Here is a 19625-nt window from a genome sequence, read left to right as displayed (position 1 = left end):
GTATGGCGGCCGTTTTTTAATGAGGAAAAAATTTGTCTATATTTAGAAAAAAACCAATTATTAGCAGGATTTTTACTGAATCTTGGAGAATGGATTTCTAAGGAGGAGATCCATGATGAGGGTTAAGCTGAAATGGGACAATTTAAAACAAATTACCCCCTGGCGCTTAAGTAGCTTATACGCTTTAATCGGTGGCTTTTGGATACTTTTTTCGGATCGCATTTTAAGCTCTTTTATTCACGATCAGACATTATATGTTCAGTTATCGACCCTAAAGGGGTGGCTCTATGTTTTTGTTTCTTCGATTTTTCTTTATCTTTTCTTTTACTGGGGATTAAAATCCCTTCAAGATTCTGAAGAAGCACTTCAGGAAAGTTATCAACAACTACAGTTAAAGCATAAGGAACTTGAAATTGCCCATGAAGAAATGGAGGCGACTCATGAAGAGCTTGTGGCCGCCGAGGAAGAGCTAAAGCAGCAATTTTATGAAGTTCAGGAACAAGAGGCGTACTATCGAAGGGTTTATGAGGGAATTTCCAGTGGAATTATCGTGCAGAATCGCCATGGACAGCTTATTCATGCCAATGATGCTGCTTGTCGTTTGTTGAGGCGTGGCCGCTCCCAATTGAGATTGCCGTCCCCTACTGATGGTTCTTGGCAAGCTTGTTTTTCTGACGGAACACCTTTTAAATGGAAGGAGTTACCTCAATCTGCTTTGGCTCATAATGCAAAATCACCTCTTTATCGGGAACTAGTAATTTCAGAGGGATGTCAACAGAAATCCTGGCTCTCGATTCATTCTGACATTATTCAAAATCTAAATTCGGATCATGATCAGGAGATCATAACAACCCTCGTGGATATTACAGAAGAGAAAACGTTGGAAATCTATGAACATCTTTTAAATGAGATCAATCAAATGGTGTTATCTGAAAAGACATTGCCGGAAATTAAAAGATATCTCTGTGAACAGCTTGTCAAGCAAATGGAGTTTCCTTGGGTTTGGATCGGGGTAAAAAAGGACGATGGAATGGTTGAGTTTCGGGCAGAAGCGGGCCTGAAATATTCAGACTCTAATCCGATTCGCTGGGATGAGTCGTTATATGGGCAAGGAGCAGTAGGACGGGCTATTCAAACCGGTTACAAACATGTGGAAGTGTTAGAGGGAAATCCCATTTTCGAAGCTTGGAAGGATTTTATTGAGAAAAATGGACTTCGTTCTGTGGCAGCTTTTCCTCTGATTCATCAGGGAGAAACCTTTGGAGTTTTGACGTTATACTCGCAAATAATTGACTATTTTAATGAAAAGCGGCTAGCTTTTTTGGAACATTTTTCGTTTCAATTAGCGGTTATGTTTAATTCAGCAAGCGATCGGGAACATATGGAACGCTATCGCCTCTTAGCTGAGGACTCTTTGGAAATGATTCTTTTTATCCAACCGGACGGACGGATCATAGATGCCAATGAGGCTGCCATAAATCGTTATGGATATACTCGTGAAGAGTTAACGAGTATGTATATCCAGGATATACGCTTACAAGATGACTGTGATAAACTTATCGAACAACTTAGACTAGCGCGAACCGGGATTCAGTTTGAGTGCATGCACCGCAGTAAAGACGGCAGTGCATTTTCGGTTGATGTCAGCTCTAAGGGGGCTCTTTTTCATGGCCAGTCAATTATCGTAAGTATCATTCGCGACGTCACAGAACGAAAAAATGCCGAGGCTATGATCTGGCTGGAAAAAGAACGTGCTCAAGTTACTTTGGATTCAATTGGGGATGCGGTAATTACGACGGATGTTCAGGGGAATGTTGAATATCTTAACCCTATAGCCGAAGCCTTAACCGGCTGGAGTAATGCTGAAGCAGTAGGCCGTTCATTAGAGCATGTTTTTCATATAGTCAATGAAAATACTAATGCCTCCGTCGAGAGTCCCATTGTTCGCTGCTTAAGAGAGGGGCGTATCGTTGGTTTAGCAAATCATACTGTTTTAATCCATCAAAATGGGCAGAGAATAGCCATCGAAGACTCTGCTGCTCCAATTCGCGATCGGCAAGGTGCTGTTATTGGAGGAGTTTTGGTCTTCCATGACGTAAGCGACAAGCGAAATTTAATGAACGAACTTGCTCATCAAGCCCACCATGATTCTCTTACCGGCCTGCCGAATCGTCTTCTGTACAATGAACTCCTGAACCAAGCGTTGGCGCAGGCTCGGCGTAAAAAGAGTATGCTGGCAGTTTTGTTCCTTGATTTAGACCATTTTAAACTAATCAATGATACTATGGGACATAACATGGGTGATCTTCTCCTTCAGCGGTGTTCAGAGCGACTTCAACAAGCAATACGCGAAGGAGATACTATTGCTCGTCAAGGCGGAGACGAATTTTTGATTCTTCTTCCGGAAATTAGGCAGGGAGAAGAAGCTGCTATTGTTACCGACAGGATCTTAAAGGTTTTTTTAGAGCCTTTTATGCTCAATGGGAACGAAGTATTCATTAGTACAAGTGTTGGAATTAGCCTTTATCCTAATGATGGCAGTGATTTGGAATCCTTGGTCAAACAAGCCGATACAGCAATGTACTATGCCAAGGATCAAGGCCGAAAAAACTATCAATTTTTTACACCGGAGCTCAACAGCAGGGCCCAGGAACGTCTCTCGCTTGAGAATAATCTGCGTAAAGGCTTAGAACGGGAAGAGTTTGTTCTTAACTATCAACCACAAGTGGATTTTAGTACCGGACGGATAGTTGGCATGGAGGCTCTGATTCGCTGGAATTCTGCTGAGAGAGGGATCGTTTCCCCGGACGTATTTATTCCTATTGCTGAAGAAACAGGTTTGATTGTCCCCATAGGGGAATGGGTATTGCGAAATGCCTGTGCCCAGAATGTTGCCTGGCAAAAACAAGGACATCAGCCCTGGCGCATTGCTGTTAATATTTCGGCGCGGCAGTTCCAAGAAGCCAATTTTGTTGAATTACTGTCTACAGTATTAAACGAAACCGAAATGGATTCTCAGTGGCTGGAAATTGAAATAACAGAGAGCATTGCTATGAAAAAAGGGGAATCTTCCGTTAACTTATTAAATCGTATTAAGGAATTAGGAGTTCGGATATCTATTGATGATTTTGGAACTGGATTTTCGTCATTAAATTACTTACAGAGATTGCCGGTAGACACCTTAAAAATCGATCAGTCGTTTGTTCGAGATATTTCTGAGGATGACAATGGCGAAGAAGTGATCACCACAATTATTTTATTGGCTCGAAGCCTTCACCTTCGAGTAATCGCTGAAGGGGTAGAAACGAAAATTCAGTATCATTTCCTCAAAGAAAAACAATGCGATGAAATGCAAGGGTATTTCTTTAGCAAACCGCTCTTGGCAGAGGACATCGAACGAAAGTTCTTATCCGGTTTTTAAGCCCCCCACTTCTATAAGTGGGGTTGGGCCCTTCGTAAAACTTCAGGTGGGGTAGAGTCCTACTTCGCCGCTAAGTATTCCTATTGGGAAAGGCGGCTCGGCAATAATGTCCACTGGACATTATTGTATCTGAAGCCCCGATGTTCAGCTTTAGCTGAACGAGTTCACTGTCCGATTAATACATAATAATTACAACAACCTGATATCTGGCAGGAAATTATTTCAGAAAGTAGAATTATATATAAGCCAACTATATAAAAGAGAGAGAAGTATCAAAATGTGACATATATCAGGAGACTGAGGAGGATTTAGGATGCGGTATGCAAAATGGATGGCGAATATGGGTGAAAGCTTTATAGGGGAAATGCTAAAAGCTGCCCAGAATCCAGATATGATTTCCTTTGCCGGCGGTTTACCGGCTCATGAACTTTTCCCGGATCAGGTCTTGCAGCGTAGTTTTCAGCGCGTTTTCGAGGAACAGGGAAAACCTGCCCTTCAATATGCTCAAACTGCCGGACATCCGCCCTTGAGAGAGTGGCTTGCCAAAGGACATCTGAGAAATGGTAAACCAGCTGGGATGGAAAACATCGTGATCACAACAGGAAGTCAACAGGGCTTAAGTTTGTTGGGCCAAACCTTTTTAGATCCTGGTGACGTTGTGTTTTTGGAAATGCCGACTTATCTGGGAGCGATTCAGGCCTTTCAGGCTTTTGGTGCTCAATTCAGGATGATTCCCTGCGATGATCAGGGGATTATTCCTGAAGAACTGGAGAAAATGCTTGGAGAAGTAACACCCAAATTCTTATATCTTATTCCCAATTACCAAAATCCTACCGGTAAGGTGATGGGCCTTGCGCGCAGATTGCAGCTTTTACGGGTAGCTCAGATTTATGATTTGCTGATTGTTGAGGATAATCCTTACGGGGAACTGCGTTTTGAAGGTGAAGCCTTGCCCAATTTGGTGGAATTGGGTGAAAATGTCATTTATTTGGGCACCTTCTCAAAAGTTTTAGCCCCAGGACTAAGGGTCGGGTATGTTGTTGCGGATGCAGACATTGTAGATCACCTTTGCCAAACGAAAGAGGGGGTAGACTTACACAGCAATAATCTTACTCAACGTGCTGTCTTAGAATTTTTAAAGGAAGGTGTGCTTCCAGGACATATTCATACCTTACGAACGGTCTATAAGGAACGAAGAGAAGCTATGGTTGAGGCGATTGAAAAGTATCTCGGTGACCAGGTGGAAATGATTGTGCCTTCAGGAGGTCTCTTTCTTTGGGCTCGCTTTAAAAATATAGCCAACAGTTTTGATTATGTTGAGGAGACTATTCGTCAGAATGTCCTCTATGTTCCTGGCGCGGTCTTTTACACAGATCAACGGGTCACTCCGGAGATACGTTTGAACTATTCCTGCTCGACACCGGAAGTTATTGATGAAGGAATTAAACGCTTAGCACGAGCGATCGTAGGCTAGATAATTATAGTTCTTAGTTTATCTAAGATGATTAGTTGGGATAATAGGATGATTAAATAGAATTTGAGAGAACTAATTAATTTAATAAGAAACTGGGGCCGTAACGAAGATTAATTCGTTACGGCCTCTTCACAAACATAAGCCTATTTTTAAATTATCCAATCCTAAGACACTTACTTCTATAAGCGGGAGTGGTTCTCATACCTTACTTCGGTGAGGGTAGAGTCTAACCTTCAGCGCGATAGCATTTGTTATAGGCTAGGCGCATTCGTCCCTGAAGTGCTAAGGTTCAGCTATAGTTGAACGAGTTAGCTTAATGGAGAAAAGGAAAGGCTGTAAAAAGGCAGAGAACTTCAGAAAGCTCAATAATGGCTCCATAGAGATCGCCGGTCAAGCCCCCGATTAGGGAAGTGATTTTATGAGCCCAAAGAATTACCGCGACAACACAAACGAAGAAGGAGATTATACCTGCGAGGCCTGATAATAAATAGGAAATTCCACAGACTAGGGCACCTGAGATAAGAAGTGTAATCCACTGAGCTGCCTCGTGAAATCCCTTGCCTAATCCTTGGGAGCGAGCATAAGGAAAGGCAATGACACCTATTTGAAAAACCCAACGCGAAAGCATAGGCATAATAAGAAGGAGAGGAAATTTTGATGGGGTTAGACTTGCAAGTAAAGAAAATTTGAGGAGCAGCAAACCAAAGAGTGCCATTGAAGCGTGGGCTCCAACTCGGCTGTCCTTCATGATTTCTAAGATCCGTTCCGGGCTGCGGGCGGACAATAATCCGTCCATGCTGTCCATGAAACCATCAAGATGGAGCCCGCCGGTGAGCATCAGTTCGGCAGCTAAGAGGAGAGCCCCTAACACTAACGGCGGAAAAAATGGAAACAATCCTTTGGCCAAAAGCCAAAGAATAAACCCAATCAAGAGACCTACTAAGGGATAATAACGATAACTTCCCGTAAACTCTTCTGAGGTTACCTCCACCTTAGGTGAGGGTAAAGGGAGTCTGGTCAGGAAAGTGAGAGCGATGAAAAATCCACGCATTAGCTATCTCTCCTTGTGCAGGGATGAGAGTATGGCCTCGCCTGAATGCTTGATTTCCATGGGGAGACCCGCAGTGACCCAATAAACTTTATCTGCGCTTTGGGCAAGAATTTGATTACTTCGTCCTGCTAAATCGCGGTAAGCACGGGATAAGGGGTTTTCCGGAACAATTCCCTGGCCGACTTCATTGGTAACGAAAATAACGGATGGCTGAATTTTCTGTGCCAAGAGCCCCACTTCTTGTACGAGTGATAAGAGTTTAGGTTCTATTGACTCATAAATGGTCTGGGTAAGGTGAGCTGATTGCGAAGCTTGTCCATTTTTCTCTGTCTCAGAAAGAAGAAGATTCGTGAGCCAAAGGGTGACACAATCGAGGAGAATAACCCCATTAGTCTCTTTTAGTTTCTGCAAGGTGTTGGGAATATTTAATGGCTCTTCGATTAATTGCCAAGTTGCGGGCCTTTGCTGTTGATGTTTTTTGACCCGGTGTGCCATTTCTTCGTCTAAAATTTGAGCCGTTGCAATATAAATGACAGGTCGGTCGGGGTATGCCGTATGGGCGGCTAACAGTTCCGCAAAACTACTTTTGCCGCTTCGTGACCCTCCCGTTATAAGGGTAAATTGTGACATCGTTTTCAATGACTCCCCTCATTGTCTTATAAACCCAATCATGTGGCTCTAATTTGCTTTTTCACTGACACCTGCATCTTCAAAGGTTGCCATTTCGTTTAAAATATGCAGGGCAGCTTCAACGAGGTGAAACGTCAAGGCTGCTCCCGTGCCTTCACCCAATCTCATATCAAGATTAAGCACCGGTTCCAGTTTTAGTTCGGCTAGTGCTTTACGGTGCCCAATTTCGACGGATCCATGGGATGGAAGCATATAAGCCACGCTCTTGGGAGCAAGTTTAGCAGCAATTAAAGCTCCTGCCGTGGAGATAAATCCATCAATAACGATGGGAACATGACTGGCAGCAGCTTGCATGATGCTGCCTGCGATGGCGGCTATTTCTAAACCTCCAACTTTCATGAGGACATCAAGTGCATCCGTTACGTCCGGCTTGTTCACTTCGATGGCTTTTTCAATAGCTTGGCATTTTCTTAAGAGGCCTTTGTCATCAATTCCAGTTCCCCGTCCCACAACGGACTCAACGGAAGAATTCGTCAGGAGAGCTACAATAGCTGAACTGGGAGTGGTATTGCCGATACCAAGTTCTCCAGTAGCAAAAAGGTTATAGCCGTTTTGGATTTTTTCTTGGGCAACTTCAGCCCCGGTGAGTAACGCTTGGAGTGCTTCCTTTTTTGTCATAGCCGGCCCTTTCGTCATATTCCGAGTTCCGTCGGCTACACGTCTATGAAGGCAGTTACCTTCGAGAGGAAAAGCAATTCCAACATCTGTTAATACGACATCAGCTTGGGCTTGGCGAGCCAAGACGTTAATAGCTGCACCGCCGTTGATTATATTATATGCCATTTGGGGAGTTACTTCCTGAGGAAAGGCACTGACCCCTTCTTCTACGACTCCATGATCTCCAGCCATTAAGAGGACGGCTCTTTTTAAGAGTTTAGGCTGAGAAGTGCGTTGAATTCCGCCAAGCTGTTTCGCAAAGTGTTCTAACTGTCCTAAGCTTCCTTGTGGTTTAGTCAGGGAATCTAAACGTACTTGAATTTTGGCCATAGCTGCTTCGTCAAGGTCTGAAATTGAGGCAATGAGATGTTGGAGCTGATCATAGAGTTGTGCTTCGGATAAATTATTCATGACATAATCCTCCTTAATTTTCAGGTTAAAAAAAAGTAAAGTCCCGCCACAGATAATGTGGTCGGGACTTTGCCGTCGTCACCGACGCTTCCCAATATAGGGAAGCCGTCAACATTTTAGGCAGGTCTCCTGGCTCTCGAGTCATTGCCGGTTCGCAGCCTTCCCAGCATAAGCCAGTGGTCAGCGAGGCTCATCGAATACAGTGGTGGGTCCGCGTCGTTTTTTATTCCGAACTTCCCTATTCTCCCCAAAGGGCACCTAAAACGGATTAATTTTCTTTAGCATATCACAATGGTTTATAATTCTCAAGACAGGAAAAGCCCATTGGCTGAAAATAACAACAATTTAATGGATTAAAAAGTTTGAGTTTCCTTAAAGCTAAACTATTTTAACAAGCTAATCTAAAGTATACTACACTATATACTAACTATCTTAAAAGAAAAATCATGCGTTATATATGATGGTAAAGAAGCTTACCCTAGAATTTGCAAGAACGAATTTTAGCGAAGAAAAATCTAACAGTATGCAGTAATTCTGCATGGGGAATTACTAATTTTAAATCTTGTCGACTAACTGCATTTTAAGTTAAAATTTGACATAGGGAGGGAACAGTTATGAAGAACTTCAAGATTATTTGCTTGTTCCTAGGAATTATGGTCATAGGTGCCGGCTGTGCGACGAAACCGACGGTTCCCACAAATCCTGCAGATAAGAATACACAGGTTCGACAATCAGTATCAAAATCATCATCGGCAAGTTCAAAGACAACACCTGCTCCGACACCGCCATCATCTACACCAACTTCCACGGGAAAAGATCTTTATGACAAGAATTGTGCCGCTTGTCATGGTCCAGCTGGAGCAGGTGGTTCAGCACGAGCCTTAAATACGGAAACAAGGTCCCAGAATGAAGTCGCAAATATCATACGAAATGGAAAAGGATCAATGCCCGGTTTTGGAACTTCTTTGAGTGTTGCTGATATTCAAGCAGTTTCAGAATATGTTTCCGGTTTGAAAAAGTGAACTTGTTCAGCTAAAGCTGAACATCGAGACTTCGGTGACGAAAGTGTCCTGTGGACAGTTTCGCTGAAAGATGGACTCTACCCCACCGAAGCAGAGTACGGGGGACCCACTCCCACTTATAGAAGTGGGAGTTCTACGATTGGATAAACTGCCTGACGGACATCTTATTTTTCGCAAAGATGTCCTTGTCCTTTTTTACAAGTCATAATGTTTCATATATAATTGTAGTGTAATTACTAAGTAGAACAAATATCGGTATGAAAAAATTACGGAGTTCTCTATACAATATTAGGAAAGGAAAAGGTTAGGCTGTGTTCGAGAGAACACACTTCTTAATCAGGGGAGCGTCATAGAAGGTCTGCTATGGAGCCTTTTTAAGGTTTTATTTGCTTTTCTCTTAGTTTTAATAAATGGTGTTTTTGTAGCTGCCGAGTTCTCGATGGTTAAGGTCCGAAAAACCCGTTTGGCGGAGCTGGCCGAAAACGGTTCCCGTCGTGCTCAGACGGCTTTAGAAGTCACCTCAAAACTTGATGCTTATCTATCGGCGAGTCAGCTGGGCATTACCCTGGCATCTCTAGGCCTGGGCTGGTTGGGTGAACCAGCTGTTTCGGCACTTATCGAACCTATATTCAGAGGAGTGGGAGGATGGGAGAAGCTTTATACTGAAACCATCTCCATAATTATTGCCTTTTTATTGATTACCTGTGTGCATATTGTACTCGGTGAACTTGTTCCAAAATCAATGGCCATTCAGAAAGATGAAGGAACTGCTCTGGCGACTGCCAGTTTATTAAAAGGGTTTTATCGAGTGTTTTATCCGGTGATATGGACTCTTAACAGTCTTGCGAACTTTGTCCTGCGACTCTTAGGTATTCAACCGGCTAACGAACAGGATCTTGTCCACAGTGAAGAAGAACTGCGCATGTTAGTAGATGCCAGTCAACGACATGGCTATTTAGATAAAATGGAAGGGAAGCTTCTCGATAATGTCTTCGAATTTTCGGACCGGATTGCCAGTGAAGTTATGATTCCCCGCCAGGACATGGTCTGTATTTTTCTTCAGGATACGTTTGCCGAGAGTCTTGAACTTATTAAGAAATATGGGCATACTCGATATTTGCTCTGCGATGGGGACAAAGACCACGTTTTAGGGTTAGTACATATGAGAGACCTCTTCTGGCTTCAGGAACAATCAGATAAAAAGGATATTATGAAGATTAAACGAGATGTACTTGTTGTTCCAGAAGGAATGCCAATTTCACATTTAGTTCAAGCTATGCGAAGTCAACGAACTCATATGGCCGTTGTCGTTGATGAATTCGGTGGTACTGCGGGACTTGTAACCATTGAAGATATGCTGGAGGAACTCGTTGGCGAAATTTACGATGAATTTGAATTGGAGCAGCCACCTATAGAAAAGCTTAATGACCGGGAATACATTCTTAATGGTCGTGTTCTTATGGAAGAAGTATCGGAATTACTGGAAATTCAGCTTGAAGAAGAAACCGTATCTACCATCGGCGGTTACGTCTTTTCCCGCTTAGGTCGTAAGCCTTCGAAAGGCGATGTGATATATTTTGATGGTTTCCTCTTTGAAGTTCTTGAAGTCAATGGTTTTCGCATAACGAAAGTTAAGGTCACTAAAAAGCAGCCTCAAGAATCCAAAGAGGTTGAAGCAAATAATTTTGAAACTATAGAATGAGGCCTGCAAGTAAGCTGCAGGCCTTTGTGGTTAATCTAATCGTGAGACTCCCACTTCAAGCGGGAGTAGTCCAGAATCTCAGGTTACGAAAGAATTTGGATCTCTTTTTCTCTAAGCCAAAAATCGACTTGAATTAAAAAGGCAAAAAGCTGTGGAATATCCATTAACTGACCAAACCACGGGCGCCCTGAGGGCAGTGTATCTGAAAGTTTCATAAGATCTTTAAGTGCAGGAAGATTAATAAGAGGCAGCAGAGGAGAAGAAGGATCAGCAACAATTTCCTTTAGCCAACTGCGCACGGCTTGCAGATATGCGGGGTGATGTGTCTTTGGATACGGACTTTTGCGGCGCCAAAGGACATCTTCAGGAAGAACGCCGGTTAGAGCATGACGCAGAAGCCCTTTTTCCCGACCTTCCAAGGCCTTCATCTCCCAAGGAATATTCCAAGCATATTCAACGATGCGATGATCACAGAAAGGCACTCTTACCTCTAAACCTGTGGCCATGGTCATTCGATCTTTACGATCAAGGAGAGTGGGCATAAAACGAGTGAGAGTTAAATAAGAGATCTCTCGGCTGCGAGCCTCGCGTTGGCGCTCTTCGACGGTTCTGCTGTCTTGGTGAACCGGTGCGTTGCCTGGAAGCTTAGAGATCTCAGCTAAAGCTTCTTCATATCGTTCGCGAATATAGTCGTAGGGTTGAAGAAATTCTATTAATTCGGGGGAAAGTACCTGTAATCGATTTTCGACATGAAGTGCCCAGGGAAAGGTCTCTGCAGCTAGCGAGTCCGGGCGATGAAACCAAGGGTAACCTCCGAACACCTCATCCGCACATTCCCCGGAGAGTCCGACAGTTACATGCTTTTTGATTTCTCGGGAAAAGAGAAAGAGTGAAGAATCAACATCTGCCATGCCTGGAAGGTCACGCGCCGTTGCGGCTGTTTTAAGCGCTTCGACGAGGTCAGGAATCGAGAATGTACAATTTGTGTGTTGAGTGGAGAAGGCTTCCGACATTCGTTTTATCCATGGACCGTCCGCCCCGGGCTGAAAATCATTGGGCTTGAAATATTTGTCATTATCAGCATAATCTACCGAGAAAGTTGGCAAGGGGCCTTTTCCTTGATATGCCAACGTATTAGCGGCAATGGCGGTAATAGCACTGGAGTCCAGACCGCCCGAAAGCAGGGTGCCGATCGGCACATCAGATACCAGTTGCCGCTGGACAGTATCGAGAAAGAGGTTTCGGATCTTCGTTGACGTTTGGTCAAGATCATCAGTATGAATGTTATTTGGAAGTGACCAATATTGATAAATTTTTAAACCGTTGTTGGAATAAATCATGCTATGACCGGGTCTTAATTCAGAAATCCCTTCAAAGACGCCGTTTCCTGGAGTTCGGGCAGGGCCGATGAGAAAAACTTCCGCTAACCCATTTTTTCCAAGCAACGGGGAGATTTCCGGGTGTTTAAGTATGGCTTTAATTTCTGAAGCGAACAGCATATAACCCTTTTGTTCACTGTAGAAGAGAGGTTTTACCCCCATTCTGTCCCTTGCCGCAAACAAATGCTGAGATTTACTGTCCCAAATGCCAAAGGCAAAAATTCCATTGAGACGCTCAACACAGGAGGGCCCCCATTCTAAGTAAGAGATAAGGACAACTTCTGTATCCGAATGACCTTCAAAATGATAGCCGAGACGTTGAAGTTCTGAGCGAACATCTTGTGTATTATAGAGTTCACCATTATAAATGAGGGTGTAAGTATATTCCCCGCGCTGGCGACTCATCGGCTGCAGTCCGCCTTCAGGATCAACAACAATCAGACGTCGATGTCCAAGGGCAGCTCGTGGTGAGAACCAGTACCCTTCTGCATCAGGTCCTCGGGGTGTAAGAGTCTGAGTCATACTGTTTAGAACTTCTTGCTGAGACGATAAATCACGTTTCCAATCAATCCAACCAACAATGCCACACATTATAATTTCTGCCTCCTTGTTTGAAGGGTAATTATTATCAATTAACCTCCTACACTTTATGTTCCAAACGCATAATAGTTTACGTATTCGCTGTATACTTGGGGAAAGATTTTTTGAACCATAATCGTCAAATCTCGAGTATATAGTTAAAGTTCACTCATAAGTTAGTATTTCCCTAAATGATTTATACGCTTTGACACTACTTAAATATTAAAAGGAGTCATGCTCCTAATGGAATAAAATGGAATAATCTATAGGTGAGTGTAACAACAGTTAGGAGGCTAAGCAATGACTGAAAATGAAACGAGTTGTTCTTGCCAATGTAAAAAGGAATCTAATAACATGCCTATCTTGATTGGCGCAATTATTGTCTATGAATTGGCTGTTGCAGTGGTCCTATTGACATTTATCCTTTGGGAACTTGAAAAACCCTGTGGGTGCAATTCCCGCGAATCTTGCTGTCAAGATGAATCTAAGGGGGATACTATCGAACTATCAACAGAAGAGTAGCAAATCCACTTCTACAAGTGAGCGTAGTTACTGTTCCTTGCTTCGGTGGGGGACTCTACCCCCACCGAAGCAGATTACGGGGGACCCACTTCCACTTCTATAAGTGGGAGTCTTACGATTGGATAAAATAAAAAGGGCATGAATTTCCAAAGAACATGTATTATTCTGTTTGAGCATTGTATACTTAACTGATAGAGTTGCAAAATTTCCAATCAATAAATATAATTTGTAACAAGCAAGAGGAATAAATAAAGGAGTTTGAATACATATGGCACTTGTCAATGAAAATTATTTGAAGTTACCCGGGAGTTATCTGTTTTCCGAAATTGCGCGAAGAATTAACCAATTTAAAGCCACCAATCCGGAAGCGGATATTATTCGTTTAGGCATTGGTGATGTTACCCGCCCTTTACCGCCGGCCGTTATTGAGGCCATGCACAAAGGTGTTGACGAGATGGGGAAGGCAGAAACGTTTCGGGGTTATGGGCCTGAGCAAGGTTATGAGTTCTTGATCGAGAAAATTATTGAACATGACTTTACTCCCCGCGGAGTGGAACTTTCCGTTGATGAAGTTTTTATCAGCGATGGAGCCAAAAGCGATACAGCAAATTTCCAAGAACTTTTTGGAGTTAATAATATTATGGCTGTGACCGATCCCGTTTACCCCGTTTATGTGGACAGCAACGTCATGGCTGGGCGGACAGGAATGTATGATAGTGATAAGGGACAGTATGGTAAAATTGTTTATCTTCCCTGCACGGAAGTAAATGGCATGAAACCTTCTCTTCCCAAGACACGCGTGGATATGATCTATCTTTGTTTTCCTAATAACCCCACCGGAATGACTCTTTCGAAAGACGAACTGAAACAATGGGTAAACTACGCGCGCGAAAATCGTTCAATCCTTTTATTTGATGCCGCCTATGAAGGTTACATCCGAGAAGAAGGAGTTCCCCACAGTATCTTTGAGATCGAAGGCGCACGAGAAGTAGCCGTTGAGTTTCGAAGTTTTTCCAAGACGGCTGGTTTTACAGGCACTCGCTGTGCCTATACCATTGTCCCGAAGGATGTAAAAGTTTATGATTCCAAAGGTGAAGCATACAGTCTTAATCAACTTTGGCTAAGGAGACAAACAACCAAGTTCAATGGTGTTTCCTATCCGGTCCAAGTGGCTGCAGCTGCTGTTTTCTCGGAAGAAGGCCAGCGGCAGATTAAGGAGACGATTAATTACTATATGGAAAACGCCCGGATTATTCGTGAAGGATTACATGCTGCCGGCTATACTGTTTTCGGAGGTGTTAATGCCCCCTATATTTGGATGAAGACCCCCAAAACTATGGGTTCATGGGAGTTTTTCGATAAACTTATGACGAATGCTCACGTCATTGGAACACCGGGAGCAGGCTTTGGAGCAAACGGTGAAGGTTATTTTCGTTTAACTGCTTTCGGCACACGTGAAAATACGTTACAAGCGATTGAAAGAATAAAGACGAGAATGTAAGCGAAAAATTAATAGAAATAGTTGGTTGTATAAAAACAAGGGATAATTCAAAGAATTACCCTTGTTTTTCTTTATTTTTCGAGATTGTTATTGCTAAATTGACGACGTTTAGGTATAATTTGCATTGCTGTAAAAGTGATAGGAGGTTGTTGACATGGGGAAGGCTTTGATTATCGGTGCTGGCGGTGTGGCCAGTGTTGCAATTCATAAATGTTGTCAGAATCCGGATGTTTTTGAAGAAATATGTATTGCCAGCAGAACTTTAGAGAAATGTGAAGCAATTAAAAGCAAGCTATCCGGAAGCCGAACAAAAATCCAAACGGCACAGCTTGATGCTGATTATACAGACGAGGTTATTGAACTAATCAAGAGCTTTAAGCCGGATATTGTCATGAACCTTGCACTTCCTTATCAGGATTTGACTATTATGGATGCTTGTTTAGCAGCAGGTGTTGATTATATGGATACGGCTAATTATGAACCACCGGATATTGCAAAATTCGAATACAAATGGCAGTGGGCTTACAGAGAGAAGTTTGCTCAGGCGGGGTTAACAGCGCTGTTAGGCAGTGGTTTTGATCCTGGAGTTACCGGAGTCTTTTGCGCCTATGCCCAAAAGCATTATTTTGATGAAATCCATTCCATTGATATTGTTGATGCTAACGGTGGTGATCATGGTTATCCCTTTGCCACGAATTTTAACCCTGAGATAAATATTCGGGAAGTCACAGCAAATGGAAGGTACTTTGAAAACGGCTCTTGGATAGAAACGCCTCCTCTTTCCGTGAAGCAAGTGTATGATCTTCCTGAGATCGGTCCCAAAAACATTTATCTTATGTACCACGAAGAATTAGAGTCCCTGGCAGTAAATATTAAGGGAGTAAAACGAATCAGATTCTGGATGACTTTTTCGGATAATTATCTTAATCATTTACGAGTCCTCGAAAATGTTGGTATGACGTCCATCGAGCCTATTGAATTTGAAGGACGGCAAATCATCCCCTTGCAATTCTTGAAAGCAATTCTTCCTGACCCTGCATCCCTGGGGCCTAGAACGAAAGGGAAGACGAATATCGGTTGTATTATCCAAGGGCTTAAGGACGGAAAACCCAGAACCTATTACGTTTATAATGTTTGTGACCATCAAGAATGTTATGCAGAGGTCGGTTCCCAAGCTATATCTTACACGACTGGTGTTCCGGCCATGATTGGCGCTATGTTAATGCTCAAAGGTGTTTGGAAAAAGGCCGGTGTCTATAATGTTGAAGAATTCGATCCGGATCCCTTTATGGAAGCCCTTAATAAATATGGTCTGCCCTGGCAGGAATCGTTCGTGCCAACACTTCTTGATTGAGGTATAACCATGGACTTTGATATAAAAGCCCTGCCATCTCCCTGTTACTTAGTGGATGAGCGGCTGATCTTAAAAAACTTGGAAATTCTAAATTCTGTACAGGAGCGTACGGGATGCCGTATTCTTCTTGCTTTAAAGGGCTTTTCGATGTTTTCTGTATTTCCTCTTGTGGCTAAATATCTTAAAGGGGTTACAGCAAGTTCTTTGTACGAAGCGAAACTGGGGCGGGAAGAAATGGGCAAAGAAGTTCACATTTATTCACCTGCCTATATTGAAGAGGAATTTGACGGTATCCTTGAGAACTGTGACCATATCGTTTTTAACTCGTTTTCTCAATGGAATCGGTATAAAGAAAAAGTGCAGCAATACGGAAAGAAGAAGATTAGCTGCGGTCTTCGCGTTAACCCGGAATATTCGGAGATTGAGACCCCTATTTATAATCCTTGTTATCAAAACTCCAGGCTGGGTGTGACACTGTCGAATTTTAGGCCTGATGAACTGGAAGGAATTGAGGGTCTCCATTTTCATACAATGTGTGAGCAGAATTCCGACACCCTGGAACGAACACTTCCGGTGGTCGATAAGAAATTTGGCCAATATATTAAAACTATGAAATGGCTTAATCTTGGCGGGGGTCATCATATAACAAGACCTGATTACGATATCGAAAGGTTGATTCAAGCGATTAAGTGGCTTCAAGATAAATATGGCGTGGATATTTATCTTGAACCGGGAGAAGCGGTTGCCTTAAACACAGGATTTCTTATTGCCAGCGTTCTTGACATTGTTGAAAACGGCATGAAGATCGCTATATTAGATACTTCGGCAGCCTGTCATATGCCGGATGTGCTTGAAATGCCCTACAGACCAACTATAATTGATGCCGGGAAGCCTGGTGAATACTCTTATACCTATAGGCTGGGAAGTCATACTTGTTTGGCAGGAGATGTCATCGGAGATTATTCCTTTAAACAACCCTTAAAAATAGGACAGAGACTTGTTTTCTGTGACATGGCCCATTATACTATGGTAAAGAACAATATGTTTAATGGAGTTAATCTTCCTGCCATTGCACTTTTCAACGAAGAACAAGGAATTAAAGTCATCAGACAGTTTGGTTATGAAGATTTTAAACATCGTTTATCCTGAAATTTGTGCTATAATAAGTTTAAGACGATCAACTGATGAGGTATTTTATGTATGATTTAGCGGACTACCGCAGTTTGAAAAATCGAAAGCATGTTCAGGATTCTCCCGTGGGAATATTAGATGTAATTGAATCAGATTATCCGTGTCAATATTCACTGCTTCTTGATAATCAATCTCTTATGGCGACACTTTTTTCCAAAGAGGAATGGATTGACATATTAACTAAGTCGAGAAATTCTTACAAAGATCATATTCAACGACTGGATCTATCAAGGGAAATTATGGTTCGTAAAATTTAATCTTACGTTTGAAAAAGGGGTTTAGTCTGTGTTTCGGCACAATCTAGACCCTTTTTTAGGTTGAGAGTCTAACCTCCCTCCTGAAACAATATATAACATTAGGATGTTCTATGAGGGAGGTAGGATTATAACTTGACTGCTGAATCATCTGAACGTGTTTTATTTGAGCATCGTTTTTGGTTACAAGTTCTTGGTGACCATAGCCGATTTTTTTTAAAATCTTTGGGACCTTCTGAAAAAGAAGAGATTAGTCGTACACTTTATTTTATTCACGAATTTGACAGTCTTCTTGCTTTAGTCCGTAAGGGAACGGGTATGGGGGAAGTACATAACTTTCACAACCACATTTGGCAGAGGGTACAGCAATTAAAAGATTTTAAGTTACATTTAATCAGCCGCCAGCTGGAAGGTCAAATACGAATCAATTTAGAGCCCTCGTTGATAAGCCACATGGTTAATGAACTAGAAGAATACCAAACATTGCTGAGTTATATAGTTAAGGGGGAAACTGTTCCCCTGCTTCATCCGACCCATTACCATTTATTGTGGTTGTTAGATGCAATTGGACACGCAGATACGATTACCATTTCACTTGATGTCGTGGAAGCATCCCTTAGAAACGAAAGTCAACGCTTTACCAAAGATTTCGAAGCTTGTTATCGCAAAGCTCATGAAATCAGTGGCTTAACAAGGGCAATACGGGATTTTTCAGTTCTAAAAACATTTAATCATGAGGCAGCAAATCAAATTCAGCAATTTATTCATTTTCTGACTCAACTATTAGAACGACTTCTTAATAGATCCATTTTAGGTATGTTAGACCCTCTAATGCCGGATCATATGCTGCGGGAAGAGTGCTACTATTTGACAAAGCTATCACTCGTTACAGATATAAGCAGCCCCTCTTGCGACCCAGGAAGAGCTAGAATTATGGAAAAACTTTGAGGTATGAGATAGGAAGGATACCATTGAAATGTCTTTGACTATAAAAATTGGGGTCTTTGACTCTTCAGCAATATGTATTGTGTATACAAATTGGGATGGTTTAACAATGTATCCAGTTGAGTGGTATAATAAGCTGTGAGAATATAATGGACAAATTATAAATATTAGAAAGGTTGAAGGCAATGATATCCAATAAAATGAAAGAGCAGGTTAAAAGCAGCTCGATTATTCGGGCAATGTTTGAGGAAGGAAAGCGGTTGGCGGAAATTCATGGCGCAGAAAACGTTTTTGACTTCAGCCTTGGAAATCCAAGTGTTGAGCCTCCAGAGGATGTTAAGAAAGCAATCGTAGAAATATTAAATACAGAAAATTCTACTAAAATTCATGGATACATGAATAATTCAGGATTTGAGGATGTTAGGGCAACAATCGCTGACTCAATTAATGATAAATTTGGTACTGCGTTTGGAGAAAAGAACATACTGATGACCGTCGGTGCTGCAGGTGGTATAAACGTCATTCTCAAAACATTACTAAATCCTGGAGATGAAGTCATTACCTTTGCTCCTTTTTTTGGTGAGTACCGAAATTATGTTAATAATTTTGAGGGCCAATTGCTTGTGGTTTCTCCTAATACTCTTGATTTCCAACCAAATCTTGAAGAATTTAAGCAAAAAATTACTTCTAAAACCAAAGTGATAATAACTAATTCTCCTAATAATCCTACCGGTGTGGTTTATTCCGAAGAGACGATTCGTAAAATGGCAGACATTTTAAGAGAAAAACAAAAAGAATTTGGTACTGATATTTATCTTTTTTCCGATGAACCCTATCGAGAACTGGCCTATGATAATATTAAAGTTCCTTACGTGACAAAGTATTATGAGAATACAATTATTGGCTATTCTTTTAGCAAGTCCCTTTCTTTGCCCGGCGAACGAATTGGCTATCTTGTAATTTCAGATCAAGCGACTGATTTTGAAAATATCCTGGCAGCGGCAAATATTGCAAATCGTACCTTGGGGTATGTCAATGCGCCATCTCTATTCCAAAGAGTTGTGGCAAAATGTTTGAATGCCAAAGTGGATGTCGAGACCTATAATAAGAATCGTGAACGTTTCTATAACGGTCTCTTATCTTACGGCTACCAATGTATTAAGCCTGAAGGCGCATTCTACTTGTTTATTAAAACCCCCCTTGAGAATGACGTGGAATTCTGCAATTTGGCCAAGCAGAAGAATATTCTTATTGTACCGGGAACTGCTTTCGGCTGCCCCGGCTATGCACGTATTGCTTATTGTGTTGCTTATAAAACCATTGAGAACGCCCTGCCGGGCTTCAAGGCGTTAATTGAAGAACTTCAATAGGATATAAGTAATCCTATTTATCTTTCGATGATGAAAGACCCCAACTTCTATAAGTTGGGGTAGTTCTTCGTTAACTTCAGGTTGGGTAGATTCCTCCTTCGC

General features: G+C 42.1%; 15 protein-coding genes and 1 riboswitch. Of the genes, 11 read left to right on the top strand and 4 right to left on the bottom strand.

Going from position 1 to position 19625, the window contains the following annotated elements; genetic code table 11:
• Positions 1 to 112 precede the first annotated feature (112 nt).
• Positions 113 to 3421 carry an EAL domain-containing protein gene (locus tag B5771_RS07225; protein ID WP_088186921.1) on the top strand — a complete coding sequence of 1103 codons (3309 nt, stop codon included), beginning with the start codon at positions 113 to 115 and terminating at the stop codon, positions 3419 to 3421.
• A 313-nt stretch (positions 3422 to 3734) separates the two neighbouring features.
• Complete coding sequence (locus B5771_RS07220) at positions 3735 to 4895, top strand: PLP-dependent aminotransferase family protein (RefSeq protein ID WP_047811312.1); 1161 nt, start codon at positions 3735 to 3737, stop codon at positions 4893 to 4895.
• Positions 4896 to 5208: 313 nt separating this feature from the next.
• On the opposite strand, the gene cobS is transcribed toward B5771_RS07220, so the two are convergent.
• The 3 genes from cobS to cobT are packed head-to-tail and all read right to left on the bottom strand — an operon-like array spanning position 5209 to position 7704.
• Positions 5209 to 5946, bottom strand: a complete 738-nt coding sequence (gene cobS, locus B5771_RS07215) for an adenosylcobinamide-GDP ribazoletransferase (protein WP_047811313.1) — start codon at positions 5944 to 5946, stop codon at positions 5209 to 5211.
• Positions 5947 to 5949: 3 nt separating this feature from the next.
• The gene (cobU, locus tag B5771_RS07210; RefSeq protein ID WP_047811365.1) at positions 5950 to 6576 is read right to left on the bottom strand and encodes a bifunctional adenosylcobinamide kinase/adenosylcobinamide-phosphate guanylyltransferase; all 627 of its coding nucleotides are present in this window, start codon (positions 6574 to 6576) and stop codon (positions 5950 to 5952) included.
• Between the two features lie 48 nt (positions 6577 to 6624).
• Positions 6625 to 7704 carry a nicotinate-nucleotide--dimethylbenzimidazole phosphoribosyltransferase gene (cobT, locus tag B5771_RS07205; RefSeq protein ID WP_088186920.1) on the bottom strand — a complete coding sequence of 360 codons (1080 nt, stop codon included), beginning with the start codon at positions 7702 to 7704 and terminating at the stop codon, positions 6625 to 6627.
• Between the two features lie 101 nt (positions 7705 to 7805).
• Positions 7806 to 7981, bottom strand: a riboswitch (cobalamin riboswitch).
• Between the two features lie 337 nt (positions 7982 to 8318).
• On the opposite strand from cobT, the gene B5771_RS07200 reads away from it, so the two are divergent.
• Together B5771_RS07200 and B5771_RS07195 are read left to right on the top strand one after the other, a co-directional pair.
• Positions 8319 to 8726, top strand: a complete 408-nt coding sequence (locus B5771_RS07200) for a cytochrome c (protein WP_088186919.1) — start codon at positions 8319 to 8321, stop codon at positions 8724 to 8726.
• Between the two features lie 358 nt (positions 8727 to 9084).
• On the top strand, positions 9085 to 10428 hold the full coding sequence (locus B5771_RS07195; RefSeq protein ID WP_088186918.1) for a hemolysin family protein: 1344 nt from the start codon (positions 9085 to 9087) through the stop codon (positions 10426 to 10428).
• An 83-nt stretch (positions 10429 to 10511) separates the two neighbouring features.
• Here the strand turns inward: B5771_RS07195 and asnB are convergent, their stop codons facing one another.
• Positions 10512 to 12398, bottom strand: coding sequence for an asparagine synthase (glutamine-hydrolyzing) (gene asnB, locus B5771_RS07190; protein WP_088186917.1), 1887 nt, complete (start codon positions 12396 to 12398; stop codon positions 10512 to 10514).
• Between the two features lie 288 nt (positions 12399 to 12686).
• Between asnB and B5771_RS07185 the strand changes: the two genes are divergently transcribed.
• The 7 genes from B5771_RS07185 (at position 12687) to B5771_RS07155 (ending at position 19523) form a co-directional block, all read left to right on the top strand.
• Positions 12687 to 12908 (top strand): hypothetical protein, encoded by a 222-nt coding sequence (locus tag B5771_RS07185; RefSeq protein WP_047811316.1) that lies wholly within the window; start codon positions 12687 to 12689, stop codon positions 12906 to 12908.
• A 268-nt stretch (positions 12909 to 13176) separates the two neighbouring features.
• A complete protein-coding gene (locus B5771_RS07180; protein WP_088186916.1) occupies positions 13177 to 14409 on the top strand; it encodes an LL-diaminopimelate aminotransferase in 1233 nt (410 codons plus the stop codon).
• A 154-nt stretch (positions 14410 to 14563) separates the two neighbouring features.
• Entirely contained in the window at positions 14564 to 15763 is a 1200-nt protein-coding gene (locus B5771_RS07175; protein ID WP_047811318.1) for a saccharopine dehydrogenase family protein, read from the top strand.
• A gap of 9 nt (positions 15764 to 15772) precedes the next feature.
• Entirely contained in the window at positions 15773 to 16912 is a 1140-nt protein-coding gene (gene nspC / locus B5771_RS07170; RefSeq protein WP_047811319.1) for a carboxynorspermidine decarboxylase, read from the top strand.
• 47 nt (positions 16913 to 16959) lie between these two features.
• Positions 16960 to 17211 carry a hypothetical protein gene (locus tag B5771_RS07165; protein WP_047811320.1) on the top strand — a complete coding sequence of 84 codons (252 nt, stop codon included), beginning with the start codon at positions 16960 to 16962 and terminating at the stop codon, positions 17209 to 17211.
• 132 nt (positions 17212 to 17343) lie between these two features.
• The gene (locus B5771_RS07160) at positions 17344 to 18156 is read left to right on the top strand and encodes a DUF2935 domain-containing protein (RefSeq protein ID WP_088186915.1); all 813 of its coding nucleotides are present in this window, start codon (positions 17344 to 17346) and stop codon (positions 18154 to 18156) included.
• A 182-nt stretch (positions 18157 to 18338) separates the two neighbouring features.
• Entirely contained in the window at positions 18339 to 19523 is a 1185-nt protein-coding gene (locus tag B5771_RS07155; RefSeq protein ID WP_088186914.1) for a pyridoxal phosphate-dependent aminotransferase, read from the top strand.
• Positions 19524 to 19625: the final 102 nt, after the last annotated feature.

Source organism: Desulfosporosinus sp. FKA, assembly GCF_002196785.1.
GTDB lineage: Bacteria > Bacillota > Desulfitobacteriia > Desulfitobacteriales > Desulfitobacteriaceae > Desulfosporosinus > Desulfosporosinus acididurans.
The sequence above is the reverse complement of the archived record's forward strand: the minus strand, read 5'-3'. Positions and strand labels throughout refer to the sequence as shown.